This window comes from Sulfurimonas sp. (assembly GCF_029027405.1).
Lineage (GTDB): Bacteria > Campylobacterota > Campylobacteria > Campylobacterales > Sulfurimonadaceae > Sulfurimonas.
In genome coordinates, this window is record NZ_CP093396.1 from 526132 (window position 1) to 545956 (window position 19825).

The window sequence follows — 19825 nt, forward strand, 5'->3', positions numbered from 1 at the left end:
CTAAACTAATACGGAGATAATAATATGAAAACTGATATAAAGGATACAAAAGATACTGAAAAACTATTTAAAGAAATAAACGAGATACTAGAAAACACAAGGTTAGCACAAGCTCAAACTAGAAAAAGACTAAACTCTATAAGAAATAGAACTAAGAAAAATAATGGATATATTGATTGGGGTAAAATAGAATTTGAGCTTACAGATAAACTTTATTTAAAAGCTAAAGAAGATTTAAAAATATTTGATAAGTTTGGCAATGAAATGCTATTGAGAATGTTTGAAAGAAGTAATAGAGCTAGATTGAAATAGCTCTTTAACTAGATATATGATAATATAATTTAAAATATATCTAGGAGTTTTGAAAGTGTCTAAAAGAAAAGTAGTTAAAACTCATTATGAAGACGGAAGTCTTAATACTGAAACAGAAATGAGAAATGGTAAAAAACACGGATTAGAAAAAGAGTACTATAAAGATAAGTTAAGAAGTAGTACTACTTACTTTGATGATGTAAAACACGGATTTTATAAAGAGTATAAAGACGGAGTTATAAACTTTGAATGTTACTATGTAAATGGCTCTATGTTAATGGAATACTTTTATGATAATAAAGGAAATCTTGAACAGATAGAATATATGATAGATAAGGTAAGCGATAATGATTTAAGACTAATGAAGCTTATAACTGAAAATACTAAAATTACAGAGTGCGTTATAGGAAAAGATAGTAAAAGAAAAGCACACTTATAATGAAAAATATTGACTTATACGGAGTAAACTTTATAAAAGCTGGTACTGCTATTAATACAGATACAAGAGTAAACGGAGCTGACTTTAAAATAGATAAAGAATATAAGAAAGCTAAAGGTGTAGTTTACTTATTTGTAAAAGATGAAGAAGTTTTATATATTGGAGTAACTGAAAGAGAGATACAACAAAGAATGAATATGTACTCTTCAAATACAACAGGCTCAACTAACTGTAAGATGAGAGCTAACCTAATAGAAGATATTAAATATAATATTTACATACATATAGCTGAAGAAGTAAATATAGGAACTTTAAAAGCTACTAACGAGCTTACTATAGAAAAATGCTTGATACAACAAATGACACCTAAATACAATAAAAAAGTAATGTAAACTATAAAATACATTTTTAATTGTATATTGTTTAATGATAATTTATGTATGATAACTAAAATATAAAAGGATTAAAATGGGAACATTATATGACCAAGAACCGAGAGATTATAAGAGAGTTGAGATAAGCAGAGTTAATTACTTCTTAGATGAAGTATCAGAATTGGCAACTAAATATAAAATGGAAAGAAAAGATATTATAGAAGCTTTTAAGGCTGTAGAACTAGCTAGACAAAATGATTTATATGTTGCTAATGGAGATATCCATGATGAACAAATGGCAGGTATAGGTCAAGCAGTTCAAGAAATCGGAGAGAGATTACATCAAATTGCAGATGCAATAGAAAGTAAAGAATAAACTATAGATTAATCAACTAAGGCTAAACCTTATAAACTACTACTAGATTATAAGGTTTTAGCTATTTAAGTACTACAAACCGCCTATTTTAGGCTTCCTAAAGAATATACCTTATATTATAACCTTATAAGTAACTTAATATAAGGTTTAGAAGATGAAAACAGCTACTAAGAGAATCAAAGAAAATATAACAGAAACAGAGTATAAAAGATTAATGAGTTATACAAGAGGTAACGAAACTAAAAGAGCTAATACTAAAAGTAATCTTTTAAGAGCTTTTACTATTCTATACTACACGGGTCTAAGAGTTAATGAACTTCAAGAGCTAAGAGTTAAGAATATTAAAGAACTACTGCAAAACAACACTACAAAAATAATACTGCCTAAAACAAATTCAGAAAGAAAGCTTTATATAACTAAAGACTTCAAAAGAGAATTAGAGAAATTATTTGATTTAACTATAGAAGATGAAGAAAATAGAGTTATTGCTAAAGGTAGTAACAAAAGCAAAAGAACTGGTATTAATGATATTACTTTTATATCTATGATAAACGAAAACTTAAAAGAGATACTAGGAAACGGTTATACTTCTCATAGTTTTAGACAAGGTATTATTACTGAGATGGGTTCACGAGGTATTAATACTAAGATAATAGCTAAGTTTGTAGGTCATTCAGATATAAAAACGACTATGAGATATATTAATCCGACTGATGAAGATATAGTAAACTGCTTAATAAGATAAGGTAAGTCTATAGGTAGTCTAATCCTCTATAGACTGTCTAAGCTTACTTAGATAACTTAGTAGGCGAAAAGTTTCAGGAAACATCATTTATTAGTTTAGAAGTAAGTTATTAAATAAACATACATACACATAAGATATAAAGTACATAAGATAGATATAACTATAGAATACATAGATACAAGATAGATATAGAATTCCATATATAATATATTTCTTATTCTATTTTCTTTCTTCTCTATAGTACTGTTATTTTTTACTCTCAAAATCCGTTTTCACTACTCTTTCTAGTCAAAATCAGAAAAAAAAACTGTCCAAAATTATCCACTTTTTTTATTTTTGAATAAATATCTCTAAAAGATTAGAGGTGTAAATATGGATTTTGAAAATAATGGAATAGATGAACTATACGAAGTTAAAGAGCTTAAGAGAGATAAGAGCAAGGCAAAGAGATACATAAAAGATTATAAACTTATAGTAAGACAAATCAAATATAATAGGTTTGGACTGCATAAGCAATACGCTACTAAAGGATATACGACTTTAATCTTAAATAATGTAGTGCTGACTATCGCCAATAAGATATATGATGAAGTCTTTAATAGCTATAGTTCTGACGAGCTTATTGCTTACTATGGTACTACTGACTTAATAACTCTTTTAAATAATAATGATGAGAGTGATATTATCAAAGGAAAAATAAAAGTAGATACTAGTTCAGCAGAAGAAAACTTTAGAAAAATACTATTTAATAAAGCTTATAAGACTCTAAAAGTCAAAAACCATCATTTCAAATCTTTAAAAAATAAAGAAAATTACTTTCTCAATATTAAATTTTAAAATTCTTTTTAAAGCTCTAAAGTCCTTAAATACAGGCTTTGAAGCCTATTCGCAGTTTATTATTTTTGAAAAATATTAGAAATCTTCCGTTATTAAGTAGCTGACCTATAAACTGCAAATAATTCAACAAAAGGAAAAACGATTGAAAAACACAAGAGAGATAGTAGAAATAGAATTAACTATTAAAGAGATAGATAGACTTAACTATATACTTATTAATAATAACTATAATTTTACTAAAAAAATAAAGATACTTATTTCTTTACTAAAAGAAGATAAAGCTTATAATAATATTAAGATAATAGAAAATATACTTAATAATATAGATAGAACTAGTCTAGCTATTATAGTAGCTTCTAATACTTGGCAAACTATTAAAGTACTTAGAAATATTCTAAAGATAAAAGAAGCTAAGAAGAAAATAGTTATAACTAATAGACTATTAGAAGCTATAAAAGATATAGACTATATTAAGTTAGAGAAAGATATTAAAACTATAATTAATACTAATACTATAGAAGCTAATTTAGTAACTAAAGAAGTAAAGTTAAAAGAAGATAGATTAAATAATCAAATTTATACTAGCTTAAATATTAAAATAGATAATAAAAAAAAGATAGAGAGAGCTAAAAAGATAGAAATAGCTAAAAAACTAGCTATAACTAGAAGTAGAGAAAGATATAAAAGACTAGAGCTAGAAAATAAAGTAAAGTAAAGTAAAATAATAAAGAGTTTAGAAATATTAAGAGTACTCTTAAAGATACCTTAATATTTCTTAAGATAGAATACATAAGAATATAAAAAAACACAAGGAAAAACACATGGCAATTACAAAAAGAGATACAGATATTAGTAAAATAGAGAATACAACAAGAAGAAGTATTAACTCAGATATTAAAGAGATATTAATTATAGAAAAAGATTTTATTATATCTTCAAGAGAAGCAGGAAAGTCAGACGCTAAAATAGCAGAATACTTACAAAAAACATATTCAGCAGATATAAAAGATATTACTAAAGAAGATAATATTACTTACCCTGACAACACATGGACAAAAGATAAAGAGACAGGAAAAAGTAAAGTAACTAAGACAGTTATAAAGCAGTTTATAGGAAAACCTACAATTACAGCTTCTCATATATCTAAAGTTAAATAGCTCTATACCAGACTAGAACATCAGTTCTAGTCTAACACAATCAAAGATACCCCTTAACTCCAACAATCCCCATAAACTCTCATAAAAACACAACTTTAAAATAAAATTAGTATAATTCTAACTCAACCCTAAGAGTGGTGTATATATAAATATATTTAACTATAAAGTTATTTTGGAGGTAGCCTTATGTCATTACCTAATGTTACTAAAGATTTAGACTTAGATTATATCTATAATGACTACGATATAAGCCCTACAAGAGCTAAACACTTCACATACTTCATAAACCTACTACTTAGCAATAATAAGACTAAGAGAGTCTGCCAAGCTTCTATGGAAAAGATATTTGAATATAAAGCTTTTCATAAGATTGCTAAAGAGAAATTATCAAAATATAACAAAGATAGTATGGACTACGACAAGACAACTCATAATGAAACTCTATTATTTCATAGATTATTTAAAAGACTTGAAAAAGGAAATAATACTACTACAAATCTATGTAACTTATACACTTTAACCTTAGAAGATAAAGAACTAATACAAATAGAAGAAGATTATAATAGATTGCCTTTTATTGAATATATAGAAAGAGTTACTAAAAACAAAAAGAAAATTCAAGACTTCACAACAGATAGTAAGGAAATAGCTAAGACAAATAAGCTTAAATTCAATAAGAAACATATAAAAAAGTACATAATAGATAATAACTCAAAGTATGGATATTACTCAACTTATACAGATACTAGTATTACTGAAAATCAATACAATACAAGAAAGATAGACTTTCAAAAGCTTATACAATTAACAGATATTAAAACTAAAGATAATACTATAGATTTATACTATGATATTAAGGCTAGTGGTCGAATGTATACAGATATTCAAGGTATAACTAAAGAGATAAGAAAAGAATTGAACCCTCTGAACAATCAAGCAATTTAACTTAACCTCCCTCAAACCAATAATTAGCTAAAATAAATATACTAAGAAGCCAAGTTTGAGGGATAAATATGCAACTAAGTTTTTTTGACCATGCCATGAAATACCAAGGTGGTAAGAAGAGTATGAAGTTTTTAAATGAGATGAAAGAGATTATTCCATTTGAAGCTATTGAGAAGATACTTATAGAGAAAAATGTATACAAACCCAACAAAGGTAAGACAGGAAGACCATCTATTCCATCAAAGATATTAGTAGGCTCACTTTTTTTACAAAACTGGTATGGATTGTCAGACCCAATGACCGAAGAGCTTATACATGACCGTATAAGCTTCAGAAAGTTTCTTGATATAAGAGATGAAGATACTATTCCAGATGAAACAACTATTTGTAAATTTAGAAACAAGCTTATCAAAGAAGAGATACTTGGTGATATATTTGAAGAAGTAAAAAAGATGATGGAATCTAAAAGACTTATACTCAATGAGGGAACTCTTATAGACGCTACTCTCATCCACTCAAGCGAACCAAAGAGAAAAAAAGATGACAAGGGTAAAGTTATTTCAAATAAAGCCCATGATTCTGATGCAACCTATACTTCAAAAAGAGGTCGTAAACATCATGGATTAAAGATGCATATAGCAACTGATACAAACGGTATCATCAAAAAAGTAATAGCTACAACTGCATCAACACACGATAGTACACAGTTTGATAAGCTGACAGAAGATGAAAATAAAGCAATATTCGCAGATAGCGGCTATATGCAAAAGGCAAGAAAAGTGGCACTAAGAGCAAAAGGTATTTTTGCTGGTATAGTTGAAAGACGAGTAAGAGGTCAATCGAAACTAAGACCTAAACAATCAAGAAATAATACAAGATTCTCAAAGATAAGATGTCTCGTGGAATTACCATTCGCATTTATAAAACAACATATGAACTTCAGAAAAACCAGATATCGGGGAATAGAGAAAAATCAACAACACTTTTTTATGTTGGCTGCTTGTTATAATCTGAGACGGACACCTGCACTGGTAAGGGCTAGGAACTGATACAAAAGGAACAAAATAAGGTTCTAACATGCTAATAAATAGTAGAAATATAGAAAAACAAGACAGAAACTCACTTCAAAATTGAAAGAGAATTTTTAAAATGATAGAATATTAGTATAAAGAAGAATCATCTGGCTTGTTCAGAGGGTTCAATTACTTTACGGATATACTGAAAATGATATTAGTGCTTCAGCTCCTAACTTCTTTATTAGTGTTTTTAATCTAATAGCATACGAAGATAAGAGTATTTTATTAGATAACTATATAAAGAAATGCACTAAGAAGAAAGACTATGAAAAACTAGAGATACTTAATAATATTAAATTAGGTAAGTTTGACTTATTAGAAGATTATATAACTAATGGTAAAAAGAATATAAGACAGTTAATAGCTAATGTTATTAAAGGTAATAAGCCTCAATACAATGATGATTATTATCTATCTAAAAGTAAAGAAATACTTACAATGATATTCTTTGGTGCTAAGACTAATAAGCCTACTATTTATACTGACTTAGAATTAGATATTATTGATAATATAATACATAGTGAAGAAGAAATAGAGCGAGTGATACATACAGCTATAAGTGGAGTATTAACTAAAGAAGAAATAGAAAGATTTTATAACGATAGTTTAGTTAAAGAGTTCTTACAGCATAGTAAAATACTAATGGATATTATAAGTCAATATTTAAGGGATAATCACTTTAAAGATAAAGTATTAACTGTAAATAATCAAGTATTAGATTTTAATGAAGATACAGAGTACTATTATAAAATTGATAATAAGAAACGAATAATAAGCTCTAATGACTATTCTAAAATAATAGATAATAAGATACTAATTAAAAACATACAATATGATGTTAAAGAAACTATAAAAAGATACTCTAAAAGTAAGGCTCTAGCTTTTTTCTATCAGTCATGGGAAAGTAATACTTTACTAGAGATAGAAGAAGTATATCTACAGCACTGTACGAAAGAAGCTGATAAAAGATACTTATTAATTCACGATGGAATTTATACAAAGGTAAAGATTAATAAAGAGTTCTTAGAAAATCTAAGGAGTTCTAAGAACACTTTTAATGTAAGTTATAAAATCGAACAATAATTGGAAGTATGAATGAAATTTTAGGACTAGCTTATCTAGTCTTTGGAGGACTAGAGTAAACTAGATTTATGAAAACTGCTTTAGTGAAACAGTAGGCTATTAAGTTAAAGAGCTTAATAACTTATTATTATTTATAGTCCTATTTTTAGGGCTGTAATTGGTGTTAGATTTTATTTCTTATATGCTGTCTGAACTGATTTTAAAGTGGGTAGAAGCTCTTAAAATGGTTTCTGAGTATCTTTTATTAGATGATAGATTGAAATGCTTTCTAGGGCTGTTTTGAAATTTGAGATTTAAAAAATTGAGAGGGTTGAAAAAGCTTCTTAAAGCTCTTTCGGTTTACTTCTGAGTAGTCTCCAGTAGTACTTAAATAGTTCTTCTACTCTCTTATACTCTGTGCTTAAGTAAACATCATTCATATTACTAACGCTATTATGCGATAAAGCTAAAGAACCTACATTATCCTTACCGAACTTTTCCGAACATAAGCTCATTATAAAGTGTCTATTATCATGTCCTCTTATAGGAAACTTCTTACCTAGTTCTTTTACTTCTAAGTTACATTCATTTTCTATCATCTTCTTGTATTCATCAAGACAGCTTCTTACTTGATGATTAAATACTTTTCCTTTACCTTTTCCTATTATTTTTAATACTTCTTTTGGTAACGGATATCTTTCTACTACTCTTTCGCCTTTTATTTTATAAGTCTTAGTTGTACTACCTCTTACATGAACTACACCGTCTATTATATCTTCATAAGTAATCTCTAGTATCTCTCCTAATCTTCTAGCACACATCATACTAATTAAAAAGATAGATTTAAACTCTTCATCATTTTGAAATTCTTTTAGTACAAGTATTTTATTAAATATATTTTGTGCATTATCTTTAATAGTTCCATGTAGTCTTTCTTCTAATCTTGGCTTAGTTTCATGTCCTCCCATTGGTACTTCTAATAAAACATTTACTTTAATAATTCCTTTATTATGAGCCTTTTTAAATATAGGACTTAGTATCGTTCTAATCTTCTTAATTGTACTTAAAGCAAGTCCTTGTTTTTCCATATTTGTTCTAATCTTTATTAAATCTTTCTCTGTAACTCTTTCTATATATTTATGTCCTATAATAGGCTTTATATGTTTATTATAGGTATGAGTACTATTCTTTTTAAAACCTATATTCTTATCTTCTAAGTTGTTTAATACTAGTTCGCCTATCTTATTAGTTGTAGTTGTTAGAGGGTCTTCGCCTTTGTCTATCTGGTCTTTAACTATCGGAATTCTCTCGTGAGCTTGTTTAGCAGTCTTACAGTTAAAGAGCTTCGTAAAGTTCTTCTCGTTAATCCTAAAGCCCTTATACGAGAAGCTAACTATAAACTCCTTACCTCCGTGAAGATTTACTATCTCTTTAACACCTCTAAATTTAGTTGCAATCAGTTTATTTTTTCTAGCCATTTTATTAATATCCTATATATAATGTAAGCTCAAAACCCTTTAAAACCTCTCTTGAAAATAGCTATAAAAAAAGTTAGTAAAAAGTTGTGTAGTTCTAATAGTAATATATAAAATATTAAGGATAGCTATATTATGGGATAAAGCCCTATTTTATGGTAGATATAATAATTTTTAGCTTCTTAAGAGTTGTACTGTAAAGTATTAAACACTAGCTTGAGGGGCTTGTGCCTAACGGTGTGAGAGTTCAAATCTCTCCGGTCGCACCATTTTTATCTAATAATTCTTTAATCTTAGGTTGTAGGTAGTAATAGAGAAAGTCCTTTTTAAGTATTACCTAGGAATAGCTCCCATACCTCCAGAACCGCCCATTTGTCCCATCATCGCTTGTAAGTCTTGCATACCTTTTTTACCTGAAAACTTTTTCGCCATTTTCCCAGCATTTTTAAACTGTTTTATCATACGGTTTATTTCTGCCTGAGTTAAACCACAACCTGTTGCGATTCTAAGTTTACGAGAGTTATTTAGTAGGTCAGGATTTTCTCTCTCTTTCATTGTCATAGAAGATACCATTGACTTTATATTTTTAAGTTCACTTGAGTTATCCATGTCAAAATCTTTAAGAGCTTTTGACATATTTCCCATACCTGGCATCATTCCTATGATAGATTTCATACTACCCATTTTTTTCATACTTTCCATCTGTTCTAAAAAGTCATTGAAATTGAATTTACCTTTTTTGATTTTTGCAGTTAATTTTTTTGCTTGTTTTTCATCTATAATATTTGCAGTTTTTTCAGCTAAACCTTCAATATCACCAAACCCCATCAGACGATTAACGATGCGTTCAGGTATAAACACTTCTAAATCTTCCATTTTTTCACCGTTACCGATAAATCTTAGAGGAACTTTTACTTGAGAAGAAAGACCAAGAGCTACACCACCTTTAGCATCTCCATCGTACTTTGAAAGTATAACACCGTCTATACCTATCTTTTCTTTAAAGCTTGTAGCCGTTCTTACTGCATCTTGACCAGTCATAGAGTCAGCTACATAAAATATTTCACTAGGATTTGCTGCTTTTTTAACAGCTTCTAGCTCATTCATTAGTTCATTATCTATCGCTAAACGACCTGCTGTATCGATAAGTACAACATCATAGATGCCATCTTTTGCTTTTTTAAGAGCGGCTTTTACAACATCAACAGGATTTTTAAGTGATTCATCTTCAAAAAGTTCTACTTCTATTTGAGTAGTTATTTGACGAAGTTGCTCAACTGCAGCAAGACGCTGTAAATCGGCAGCAACTATAAGAACTTTTTTTTGTCTATTTTTTAAATAAGTTGCAAGTTTACCAGTTGTTGTTGTTTTACCAGAACCTTGCAGTCCTGTCATAAGTATAACAGTTGGCGGATTTGGAGCGAACATAAAGCCTTTGTTTCCTCCAACTTCTAAAAGTTCATAAAGTGTAGCTCTAAGTGCATCTAAAAACTGGTCTTTGCCGATACCATTTTGTTTTGTTTGTGCTTGAACATTGGTTATTAGCTGTTTAACAACTTTATGATTAACATCTGCTTTTAAGAGTGATTTTTTAAGTTCATTTAGTGCTTTTATTAGTGCTTTATCATCATCAAAAGTACGAATCTTCTTGATAGCTGCTGTAAATGAATTTGTTAGTGAGTCAAACATTAAAATACCTTCTTAAATTAGTGTAATTTTTTTTTTTGGATTATAGCAAAACTATTGAAAATCAACAAATATTTTAGGCTCAGGTGCAATAAACTCCATACCTAATAATCTGACTTTGTGGGCATGAAGCATAACTCTCTTAGCGCGTCTTCCGCCGTATTGCTCGTCTCCTACTATAGAATGGTCTATGTAGCGTAGATGCGTTCTAATTTGATGTGTTCTACCATTATGAATGATACATTTAATTTTAGTTTTGTTTGCACTTACTAAGTCAGGAAAAAACTCTGTTCTTGCAGGCTTACCTTTTCCAGACACATTTGAGTACGCTTTGTTATTCTTTCTTTGAGTTAGTATAGGTTTATCAACTTCTATTGGCTCACTGATGATTCCCTCAACCCATGCGATGTACTCTTTGTAAACAGTATCTTTTTTAAACTCTTTTATCGCTTTTTGCCTAAAGTCTTCATCTTTTACAAGCATCAAAACGCCACTAGTTTCACGGTCAAGTCTATGCAGTAAAACAGCAGGTTTAAGTTGTCTTTCTATCTCATCAGAGTTTACATAAGCAGGTTTATCTACAACTATAATATCATCATTTTCAAAAATAGGTTTCATTTTTTCTATTTTCTGAACTCTAAAAATTGTTTTAGCATCTAGCTCTCCACGAGCAATCATGACTTTTTTATTTCCAACATAAACCAAACCTCTATCTATCATAGATTTTGCTTGTCCATTTGAAATACCTTCTTGCAAGGCTAAAATTTTGTATGCTTTTTCATTTGCCATTTTATTTTCCTAATATTTTATTTATTATTGGTTCTAAGTTTATTTTTTCTTCCACTATTGATGGAGGTAATTCTCTAGATGCCAGAAGTGCTTTGTATATTTCATTTGCCTCAACATACTGAACATGATGGACATATTTAAAAAGCTCTTTTTGGTCATGAAAGTATTTACCTGTAATTATTTTACAAGAAAAAAAAGCTGGTTCAAGTGGATTGTGACCACCCACATCACTTCTAAAAGCACCACCAAGTATTGCCACATCACTGATGGCATAAATATTGTTTAACTCACCCATGGCATCTGCTAAAACTAAGTCTGATTCAAAGTTGTTTGTTCTTGAAAGTCTTGATAAACTAAGTGAGTTACTATCAGCATAATTTTTCATCATTTCATAGACAGCTTCAAATCTCTCAGGATGTCTTGGAACAACTATAAGTTTCGCATCTACTTCTTTTTTATACTTTACAAATGATTTTAAAATTGACTCTTCTTCACCTTCATGTGTACTACCAGCTACTATACACTCCATAGGTGGTTTTGCATATTCTTTTGTTTTTATAACTTTTGAGGCTAACTTAATATTTCCAATAACTTCAATATGTTTAGCCCCTAAAGCAATAAAACGATTTTTATCTACTTCGCTTTGAGCATAAATCATATCAACATTTGCTAAAAGTTTTTTATAAAACCAAGCAAATTGAAGATATTTTTTTACACTTTTATCTGAAATACGAGCATTTAAGAGAATAACTTTAGTTCCTTTAGATGAAACTACTGCAAATAACATATACCAAAACTCAGCTTCTAAAACTACAAGTAACTTCTGTTTTTTTATCCAAAAAGGAATAAACATTTCATATGGTAGGTACCTAACATCAGCTTTATACTTTTTCGCTTCTGCTTGTCCTGTATGAGTTACAGTTGTTATATTTATCTCTACATCATCGATAAGCTCAAGTATAGGCTTTAATGCTTTTGCTTCACCAAGTGAGCAAACATGAAACCAGACTCCATTGTTGGAGTTAAAAGACGGATTATTAAAAAGAAAAAAACGAGAAGGAATCGATTCTTTGTATTTTTGTCTAAAAGAGAGATATATCAAAAGTGGAAGTGCTACAAAAAATAGCACAACACTTAAGAGATAATAGAGAACTGTAAATGGCTTCAAGCCTTACTCGTTAGATTCTTCCACATGAAGAATACGACCACAGTGTGGGCATGTTGTAATATCTTCAGCTCTTATAACATCTGAAAAGATTTTATCGTTAATTATCATATAACAACCCATACAAGCTTGTTCTTCTACTGCTACAACTGTCGTATTTCTTGCCCAACGACGAATTTTTTGATAAAAAGTAAGTCCCTTTTGGTTTATAGAACCTAATAGTTTTTCTTTTTGCACAAATACTTTTTGTCTATCTTTGTTAATAACTTCTAATTTTTTATCAACTTCAGATTTTACTGTTTCAAGATTTTCATCTACTTCACCAAGAGAAACTTTTGCAACTTCTACTTGTTCTTGTTTAGATTCAATTATTTTTTCAAGTCTTGCAATCTCTTCATTTGCGAAAGTTACTTGCTCTTTTGCAATCTCTTCTTCAAGCTGTAGAGATTTCATCTCTCTCTCAGTTTTAACTTCAGCACTTTTCTTAGAGTTGTCCTCTAGTTTTTTTGAAAGTTCTGCTAAATGAATCTCATTTTTATGTTTTTTTATTTGCTCATCTTTGATTTCATTTGTAAGATTTTCAATATCAGTATCGATACTTTGTTTTTTTGCTAATGCAGCTTCATATTTAGAGTTTGCTTCTTCGATTTGTGGTTCAAATGCATCTATCTCTTTGTCTACTTTAGATAGCTCTATTAGTTGTTTAAGATGTGGATTCAATCAATCTCCTTTAGGATTTATACTTTAAATGTATGTGAATGGGTTCTTTGATGATGCAATTATAGCTTCTAAACCTAAATTTTTCAAATAAGGATGCAAAATTTGTGAAAAAAATCGCTCACTTTCAAAATGTCCTATATCAATTAATGATAAATTTATGCTCTTAGCCTCCATGGCATCGTGGTATTTAATGTCTCCTGTTAAAAAACAATCAGCTTTTATATTTTTCAATAAAGAGCATCCAGAACCTGTTGTTAAAGCGACTCTTTTTAAACTTTTTTTACTTTTTAAACTTTTTACACATTTCGCATGAGGAAGACCGAAAGCTAAAGATATTTTTTTTGCAAACTCATCAAACTCAATATCAACATCAAAATAAGTTATAAACCCATCTTTATTTGCAATTTTGTATCCTAAAACTTCTTTAACTACAAAATCATTTAAGTGAGTTATATCAAAATTTGTATGCATAGCAATATTAGAAATATTTTTTTGAATCATTTTTTGAATAAGGTTTGCTGGATATTTATTAAATTCTAGTTGTTTTAATCCACCAAAGATAACAGGATGATGAGTTATTAAAAGTGTATCACTATCCATAGAATCAAGAAGCTCTTCATCAACATCTATGCTTAAAACTATCTTTTTTACTTCTTGATTGAAGTCACCAAGCAATAAGCCTGAATTATCCCATGATTCTTGAATGTCAAATGGCGATATCTCATTTAAAAAAGAGTATATTTGTGAAATTTTCATGATATTTTTTTCAGTTCCTCTTCTGCTTCTACTAATTCAGGGTTTATTTCTAGAGCTTTTTTATACATCTCTTTGGCTTCTTCTATATGTTTCATCTCTACACAAAGATTTCCAAAATTATAGTAAGTAATTGGGTTCTCATCATCTAACTCTAAAGAAGTCTTTAGATGCATTTTTGCTGAAGTAAATTCGCCATTTTCTTTATAGATGCTAGCCATAGAATTATGGATAAATTCATTGTTTCCATCTTCTTGGAGAGCTTTTTTATAGTAGTTTATTGCTTCCTCATTGTCATTTGTTTGCTGAAGAATATAACCAATTTTAAATAAAATTTCTGAATTATGAGGTTCTTTTGCATCTGCTTCATTGAGAAGTGCCAACGCTTTTTGAAAATCTTTTTCTTCGAATGCACCATCGGCTTTTTGTACTAAAGCTTCAGGAGAAAATGGGGAAAAAGCATCTGCACTTTTTGTTTCATTTTCAGAAGAGTCGTCTTCTTGTGGCTCTTGTAGTGTTTGTATATGTTCATAAATTTTAAATGCAAAAAAAGCTGAAGCTCCAAGCATTAGAAGTTGAAATACTGACATTGTTATATCCTTGTCTAAAATAAATTTTTATTGATTAACTCTATAAGTTGAAGTGGGTCAACTTGTTCTCCCCCAACCCTTGCACTAAAATGCAAGTGAGGACCTGTAACTCTACCGCTAACACCTGAAAGACCTATTACTTGCCCTTTCTTTACGAAAGTACTTTTTTTAACGTTAAACTTACTCATATGGTAGTAGCAAGTATAGATGCCATGCCCATGGTCAATTATAATGCTTCCACCAGAATAAAATCTATCTTTTACTAAAACAATTTTTCCAGAATTACTAGCAGTTATAGGAGTTCCTATCTTCGCTCTATAATCTGTTCCACTATGATAGCCATTTAAAGTGTCATTATAGATTCTAGTTTTTCCAAATGAGCTTGTTATTTTACTTTGCATCGGAGTTGTAAATTTTGAAGTGATGTAATTTTTATTTGTTGAGTGATTATAAATGTCCATAGCTTCTTTGTACTCCATTGCAACCTTTTTTTTATCTTTTTTATTTAAGATAACTTTAGATTTTTGGACTTTGATTTTTTCTTTTTTGTATTTCCCATCGATGACTTTAAAAAAAACAGTTTTAGTCTTTTTTTCCCCGCTCTCTTCATAAAAAATCTTAGCTTTTATATTTTTAGGTTTTTTATAATAATTAATAGGAATTAAAGCATAAAATAGTTTCTCTTTAGACGGATGCTTATAGATGCGATACTTTTTTTTATCCAATTCAATTTTTATATATTTTGTATTTTTTTCTTTTTTAAACTTAACTATCGTGGTTTTTCCATTAGCTATCGTAGAATCATATATATCAATATTAAATGAAAAAAGTGTAGATGCTAGGAATAAAAAAAGAAAAAAAAACTTCATTAATAATCCTTCATTGCCCTAGCTATATCTCGTTTCATATCTTTAGCTTTTAAGTCTTGTCTTTTATCATGAAGTTGCTTACCTTTTGCAATGGCAATTTGAAGTTTTACAAGATTTCTAGAATTAAAATATAGTCCAAGAGGAACTATTGTATAGCCATCTTTTTCAACTGCACTTTTCATCTTTTGTAACTGTTTTTTATGTAAGAGTAGTTTTCTACTGCCTCTTTCTTCGTGTGTGTAGTAGTGATGAGTTGTCTCAAGCCTTCCAATATGAGCATTAAACAAAAATGCTTCACCTTGAACAAAACGAATAAAACTATCTTTAAGATTTACTCTATTAGCACGAATGCCTTTTACTTCACTACCTTGTAAAACAAGACCTGCTTCAAATTTTTCTTCTAAAAAGTAGTCAAAGTAGGCTTTTTTATTTTTTGCTACTGTTTCACCCATTTATTTTCACTTTGTTTTTGATTTTTATCTTTTATTGTAGCGTAATTTTTATCTGAGTAACTTAAAAAAGCTACTTCCACTTCCACTAAAAAAGCATCCATTCTTATAGTGATTTTTCAACTCTTTATATTCCTGTAATGCTGGTTTAAAAAGGTCATTTGCTTCATCAGGTTTCATGTTGTTTAAAACATACAATGAACTCATCTCTTTTAAATTCTGAATTTCTTTAGCATCTATGGGATTAAAAAAATGTTCTCTGTAACTAATGTATACCTTTGGTGTACTTATCTCAATATTTGGCGTAAAAATTTCAAAATCAAGTATCTCTTCTTTATACTCTTGAACAATTTCACCAATGCCGCTCACATTAGCACTATCGTAGCCATATATGAAAAATGCAACATCTGCACCAACTTTTGAACCAATAGATGCTAACTCATTGAGACTCAATCCAAGGTGAAGAACTTCGTTGCACATATGAAGGAAAGTTGCAGCATCGCTACTTCCTCCACCTAAACCAGCAAAAGCAGGAATTTTTTTATCGATCTTAATCGCATAGGTTTGCATTAAGTTTTCTAAGGAGTCAGATTTTATATTATTCTTAAGCGCTTCATAGGCTTTATAGATGGTGTTTTGCTTAGTTGAACAAGAAAAATCTCCAATTATTTCAAAACCATTAGTAGTCTTTTTTGTAAAAGAAAGTTCATCATAAAGAGAGTTTACTCTCATAAAGCGAGAGATTATTTCATGAAAATTATCTCTTTTGCCAGTTATTTTTAAAAAAATATTTACTTTTGCATAGGCCTTATAAATTTTCATACTGGATTTTATTTTTTAATAATTTTGCTAAGTAGATTTAAATCATCTTGACTATGCTCTTTTGAAGCTGCTATATTTGAATCTTTAACATCTTCTAAAAGTTCATTTCGTACTATTGAAATATCTCTTGGAGCATCTATACCAAGTTTCACTACACCCTTGTCAATAGATATGATTTTTATTGATATATTATCACCGACTGTAATAGATTCATCTAACTTTCTAGCTAATACTAACATATACTTACCTTATTGAGTTCATATTTTACTATGTCTTTTTGTATGTTTATTATTGAAATATTATTGCCATTATCTAACCAATAATATCCATCTTTTTTGATATCTAAGTCATCTAAAGCAAGAACTCTTCCATATTTTATATTATCATTATCGCCAATGTAAAAATTCTCATCAATATTAAGAGATTTTTTAATATCTAGTGCTTTTTCTTCTTCATAATTAAATTGTCCTTCATTAAGTCTTTCCAAGGCACTTAAACTTCCATTTTTAATACCTAGTCTTTTAGCAATCATTAATCCAAGTGAGCGAATGTAAGTGCCTTCTGACACAGTTGCCTCAAAAGTTATAAAAGGGTGGCAATAATTTACAAGCTTCATTTCATAGATGTTAGAGTTGATTTTGTTAAGTGTAAATTCTTTACCAGCTCTAGCTAAGTCGTAAGCTCTTTTGCCATCTATTCGTTTCGCACTAAAAATTGGAGGTTCGTACTCTAACTTTCCTTCTAATGATTTTAGAGCTTGTTGGACATCTTCGTAGTTAAGTTCTTTTAAAATATCAACATTTTCTATCATTTCAGTATCTAGTGAGTCGCTTTTTGCTCCTAGCCATAGCGTAGCTCTATATTTTTTTGGTGCTTTATTTAAAAATCTAAAAAGTTTTGTATGTGAGCCAAATCCAACAATTAAAACTCCTTTTGCAAAAGGGTCAAGTGTGCCTGTAAATCCTGCTTTTTTTATTTTGTATTTTCTTTTTAAATGAGATAAAAAAAAATTAGAACTTATCCATGTTGGTTTATAAGCAACAAAGAGTCGATTCATAGTCGCTCAACAAAAGAGGCTAATATATCTCGTTTTGTACCTGCAAAGTTTATGTTTAGTTTAAACTCTCTTCCGCTTTTACTAATACCAACAACTCTCCCTGTACCAAAAATTTTATGACGAATTAAATCACCTTTTTTAAAGGCTGTATTTTTTTCAACTTTTAAAGAACCTTCACAAAGACCAGCTTCATTAAAAAATCTACTTTTTTCTAAGTTACTTCTTCTGCCTTTGTAAAATCTACTAGATGCATGAGAAAGAGTTAGAGTAGTTTTTGCTCTAGTAAAAGAAACATAACCCAAGCGTCTCTCTTCTTCTAAGTCGCTACCATCTCCTACAAGAGGCAAAAAACCTTCCTCAAGTCCTATAATAAAAATATGCTCAAACTCTAAACCTTTTGAAGCATGAATACTCATCATATAAATACTCTCTCCTTCAACTTGGTCTTGTTCACTTTGAAGTGTTAACTCATTTAAAAATTCATCAAGACCAGATGCTGGAGATTTTTTTACAAAATCACGAAATAGACCATAAAACTCATCCATATTTAAAATTCTATCTGCTTCATCAGCCATTCCTGCATAGATGTCTTTTAGATGAAATGTTTCTTCTAAAGTATCTATAAAACTGTAAGTTGACTCTACTGCAACCTTTGAAACTTTTTGAATATTTCTGATGAATGTTTTTAGTGTCTTTGCATTTTTCTTTCTTACAAGAGTTTCTAAATCAGCAACAGAAGTTTTTTTAATATATTCATATATAGAACTACCATTTGCATGTGCCGCCAATTCTATTTTTTCTATACTTGCTTTTCCTAAGCCTCTTTTTGGTTTATTTACAATTCTTTTAAATGAAAAATCATCATGAAAGTTGGTTATAACTCTTATGTAACTGATAAGGTCTTTAATCTCTGCTCTATCATAAAATCTTAGCCCTCCAACAAGTTTATAAGAGATTCCAGAACGATTTAAACCATCTTCAATAGAACGACTTAAAACATTTACTCTGTATAAGATTGCTATATCATTCGCTCCAATCCCAGAATCAAGAAGTTTTTTAATTTTAGCTGCAATTTTTCTAGATTCTTCGTTTTCATCATGAGAGTTTAAAACAGTTATATCCTCTCCAGAACCACAAGTAGGAATAAGTTTCTTTCCTAAACGAGAGCGATTATGTTCTATGAGAGAATTTGCAACTTTTAAGATAGGTTCGCGAGAACGATAATTTTTTTCTAGTTTAAAAATAGTTGTTCCAGGAAAATCTTGGTCAAATTCCATAATATTTCGTATATGTGCACCGCGCCAACCGTAGATGCTTTGGTCATCATCTCCAACAACACAAAGATTATTATGAGAACAGCATAGTTTTTGTAAAAGTTTTAATTGTAACTCATTTGTATCTTGATACTCGTCTATCATTATGTAACGATATTTTTGAGATGTAGCTTTTGCTAAGTCAGGATTTTCATTTAAAAGCCTGTATGTAAGTGCAATTAAGTCATCAAAATCTACTAAATTATTTTCTAGTAAATACTCTTCATATTTTTCGTAAATTTTTGCTATTTGTTGGTAATTGTAAAGTTCTGCTTGTTTATAAGCATCATCTGGCGTTAAAAGAGAATTTTTGTATCTTGAAATTTCACTTGCAATAAGTGGAGTTGGCATCTCAGAGTTTATTTTTTTTATAATACGCTTTTTATCATCAGTATCAATAACAACAAAGTTATTTTCTCTTTTTAAAAGATGAATGTTAAACTTTAAAAATAGAAGTCCAAACTTATGGAAGGTACAAAGAAGAGGAGGGTAAGAAACATTACTAATCATAGATAAAGATCTATCTCGCATCTCTTTGGCAGCTTTATTTGTAAAGGTAAGAGTTAGTGTATTAGATGCAGGAATGCCAAGTATTTCAATAAGATAAGCCAAACGAGAAACAATGGTTGTGGTTTTCCCACTACCAGCTCCAGCTAAGATTAAAACAGGACCCTCAGAGTGTTTTACGGCATTAGTCTGAGATTCGTTAAGTTTATTAAATATTTTTTCCATTTATTTGCCAACTATTGTATTATTTATTTACTCATTATAGCTAAATTGTTATCAATTATTACAATACTATTGCATTAATTAT

At 29.3% G+C, this 19825-nt stretch carries 24 protein-coding genes; 11 read left to right on the top strand and 13 right to left on the bottom strand.

Features of this window, described 5'->3' with window-relative positions; genetic code table 11:
- Positions 1 to 24: 24 nt before the first annotated feature.
- The 11 genes from MOV42_RS02720 (at position 25) to MOV42_RS02770 (ending at position 7344) form a co-directional block, all read left to right on the top strand.
- Positions 25 to 312 (top strand): hypothetical protein, encoded by a 288-nt coding sequence (locus MOV42_RS02720; protein WP_324172282.1) that lies wholly within the window; start codon positions 25 to 27, stop codon positions 310 to 312.
- Between the two features lie 55 nt (positions 313 to 367).
- Complete coding sequence (locus MOV42_RS02725; protein WP_324172283.1) at positions 368 to 751, top strand: hypothetical protein; 384 nt, start codon at positions 368 to 370, stop codon at positions 749 to 751.
- The gene (locus tag MOV42_RS02730) at positions 751 to 1143 is read left to right on the top strand and encodes a hypothetical protein (RefSeq protein ID WP_324172284.1); all 393 of its coding nucleotides are present in this window, start codon (positions 751 to 753) and stop codon (positions 1141 to 1143) included. Before MOV42_RS02725 ends, MOV42_RS02730 begins: the two co-directional genes overlap by 1 nt.
- Before the next feature lie 76 nt (positions 1144 to 1219).
- The gene (locus MOV42_RS02735; protein WP_324172285.1) at positions 1220 to 1501 is read left to right on the top strand and encodes a hypothetical protein; all 282 of its coding nucleotides are present in this window, start codon (positions 1220 to 1222) and stop codon (positions 1499 to 1501) included.
- A gap of 154 nt (positions 1502 to 1655) precedes the next feature.
- Complete coding sequence (locus MOV42_RS02740) at positions 1656 to 2246, top strand: site-specific integrase (protein WP_324172286.1); 591 nt, start codon at positions 1656 to 1658, stop codon at positions 2244 to 2246.
- A gap of 372 nt (positions 2247 to 2618) precedes the next feature.
- The gene (locus tag MOV42_RS02745) at positions 2619 to 3083 is read left to right on the top strand and encodes a hypothetical protein (protein ID WP_324172287.1); all 465 of its coding nucleotides are present in this window, start codon (positions 2619 to 2621) and stop codon (positions 3081 to 3083) included.
- Between the two features lie 142 nt (positions 3084 to 3225).
- Positions 3226 to 3798, top strand: a complete 573-nt coding sequence (locus tag MOV42_RS02750; protein WP_324172288.1) for a hypothetical protein — start codon at positions 3226 to 3228, stop codon at positions 3796 to 3798.
- Positions 3799 to 3904: 106 nt separating this feature from the next.
- Entirely contained in the window at positions 3905 to 4240 is a 336-nt protein-coding gene (locus MOV42_RS02755; RefSeq protein ID WP_324172289.1) for a hypothetical protein, read from the top strand.
- 186 nt (positions 4241 to 4426) lie between these two features.
- Positions 4427 to 5185 (top strand): hypothetical protein, encoded by a 759-nt coding sequence (locus MOV42_RS02760; RefSeq protein WP_324172290.1) that lies wholly within the window; start codon positions 4427 to 4429, stop codon positions 5183 to 5185.
- Between the two features lie 68 nt (positions 5186 to 5253).
- Entirely contained in the window at positions 5254 to 6234 is a 981-nt protein-coding gene (locus MOV42_RS02765; protein WP_324170753.1) for an IS5 family transposase, read from the top strand.
- Positions 6235 to 6699: 465 nt separating this feature from the next.
- Entirely contained in the window at positions 6700 to 7344 is a 645-nt protein-coding gene (locus MOV42_RS02770) for a hypothetical protein (protein ID WP_324172291.1), read from the top strand.
- A 323-nt stretch (positions 7345 to 7667) separates the two neighbouring features.
- Here the strand turns inward: MOV42_RS02770 and MOV42_RS02775 are convergent, their stop codons facing one another.
- The 13 genes from MOV42_RS02775 to MOV42_RS02835 form a co-directional block, all read right to left on the bottom strand.
- Positions 7668 to 8801, bottom strand: coding sequence for a hypothetical protein (locus MOV42_RS02775; protein ID WP_324172292.1), 1134 nt, complete (start codon positions 8799 to 8801; stop codon positions 7668 to 7670).
- Positions 8802 to 9131: 330 nt separating this feature from the next.
- Positions 9132 to 10487 carry a signal recognition particle protein gene (ffh, locus tag MOV42_RS02780; RefSeq protein ID WP_324172293.1) on the bottom strand — a complete coding sequence of 452 codons (1356 nt, stop codon included), beginning with the start codon at positions 10485 to 10487 and terminating at the stop codon, positions 9132 to 9134.
- A 51-nt stretch (positions 10488 to 10538) separates the two neighbouring features.
- Entirely contained in the window at positions 10539 to 11273 is a 735-nt protein-coding gene (locus tag MOV42_RS02785; protein ID WP_324172294.1) for an RNA pseudouridine synthase, read from the bottom strand.
- Between the two features lies 1 nt (position 11274).
- Positions 11275 to 12441, bottom strand: coding sequence for a lipid IV(A) 3-deoxy-D-manno-octulosonic acid transferase (gene waaA, locus MOV42_RS02790; RefSeq protein ID WP_324172295.1), 1167 nt, complete (start codon positions 12439 to 12441; stop codon positions 11275 to 11277).
- A 3-nt stretch (positions 12442 to 12444) separates the two neighbouring features.
- Positions 12445 to 13158, bottom strand: a complete 714-nt coding sequence (locus MOV42_RS02795; protein WP_324172296.1) for a zinc ribbon domain-containing protein — start codon at positions 13156 to 13158, stop codon at positions 12445 to 12447.
- 24 nt (positions 13159 to 13182) lie between these two features.
- On the bottom strand, positions 13183 to 13914 hold the full coding sequence (locus MOV42_RS02800; protein ID WP_324172297.1) for a Nif3-like dinuclear metal center hexameric protein: 732 nt from the start codon (positions 13912 to 13914) through the stop codon (positions 13183 to 13185).
- Complete coding sequence (locus tag MOV42_RS02805; RefSeq protein ID WP_324172298.1) at positions 13911 to 14501, bottom strand: tetratricopeptide repeat protein; 591 nt, start codon at positions 14499 to 14501, stop codon at positions 13911 to 13913. Before MOV42_RS02805 ends, MOV42_RS02800 begins: the two co-directional genes overlap by 4 nt.
- Positions 14502 to 14515: 14 nt before the next feature.
- Positions 14516 to 15370: a M23 family metallopeptidase gene (locus MOV42_RS02810; protein ID WP_324172299.1), complete on the bottom strand. Its 855-nt coding sequence runs from the start codon at positions 15368 to 15370 to the stop codon at positions 14516 to 14518.
- On the bottom strand, positions 15370 to 15822 hold the full coding sequence (gene smpB / locus MOV42_RS02815) for an SsrA-binding protein SmpB (protein WP_324172300.1): 453 nt from the start codon (positions 15820 to 15822) through the stop codon (positions 15370 to 15372). Before smpB ends, MOV42_RS02810 begins: the two co-directional genes overlap by 1 nt.
- 48 nt (positions 15823 to 15870) lie before the next feature.
- A complete protein-coding gene (locus tag MOV42_RS02820; RefSeq protein WP_324172301.1) occupies positions 15871 to 16641 on the bottom strand; it encodes a 4-(cytidine 5'-diphospho)-2-C-methyl-D-erythritol kinase in 771 nt (256 codons plus the stop codon).
- An 8-nt stretch (positions 16642 to 16649) separates the two neighbouring features.
- Positions 16650 to 16880 carry a carbon storage regulator CsrA gene (gene csrA, locus MOV42_RS02825; protein WP_324172302.1) on the bottom strand — a complete coding sequence of 77 codons (231 nt, stop codon included), beginning with the start codon at positions 16878 to 16880 and terminating at the stop codon, positions 16650 to 16652.
- Positions 16874 to 17698, bottom strand: coding sequence for a tRNA pseudouridine(55) synthase TruB (gene truB / locus MOV42_RS02830; protein ID WP_324172303.1), 825 nt, complete (start codon positions 17696 to 17698; stop codon positions 16874 to 16876). Before truB ends, csrA begins: the two co-directional genes overlap by 7 nt.
- Complete coding sequence (locus MOV42_RS02835; protein WP_324172304.1) at positions 17695 to 19743, bottom strand: ATP-dependent helicase; 2049 nt, start codon at positions 19741 to 19743, stop codon at positions 17695 to 17697. The genes truB and MOV42_RS02835 overlap by 4 nt, the downstream gene beginning before the upstream one ends.
- Positions 19744 to 19825: the final 82 nt, after the last annotated feature.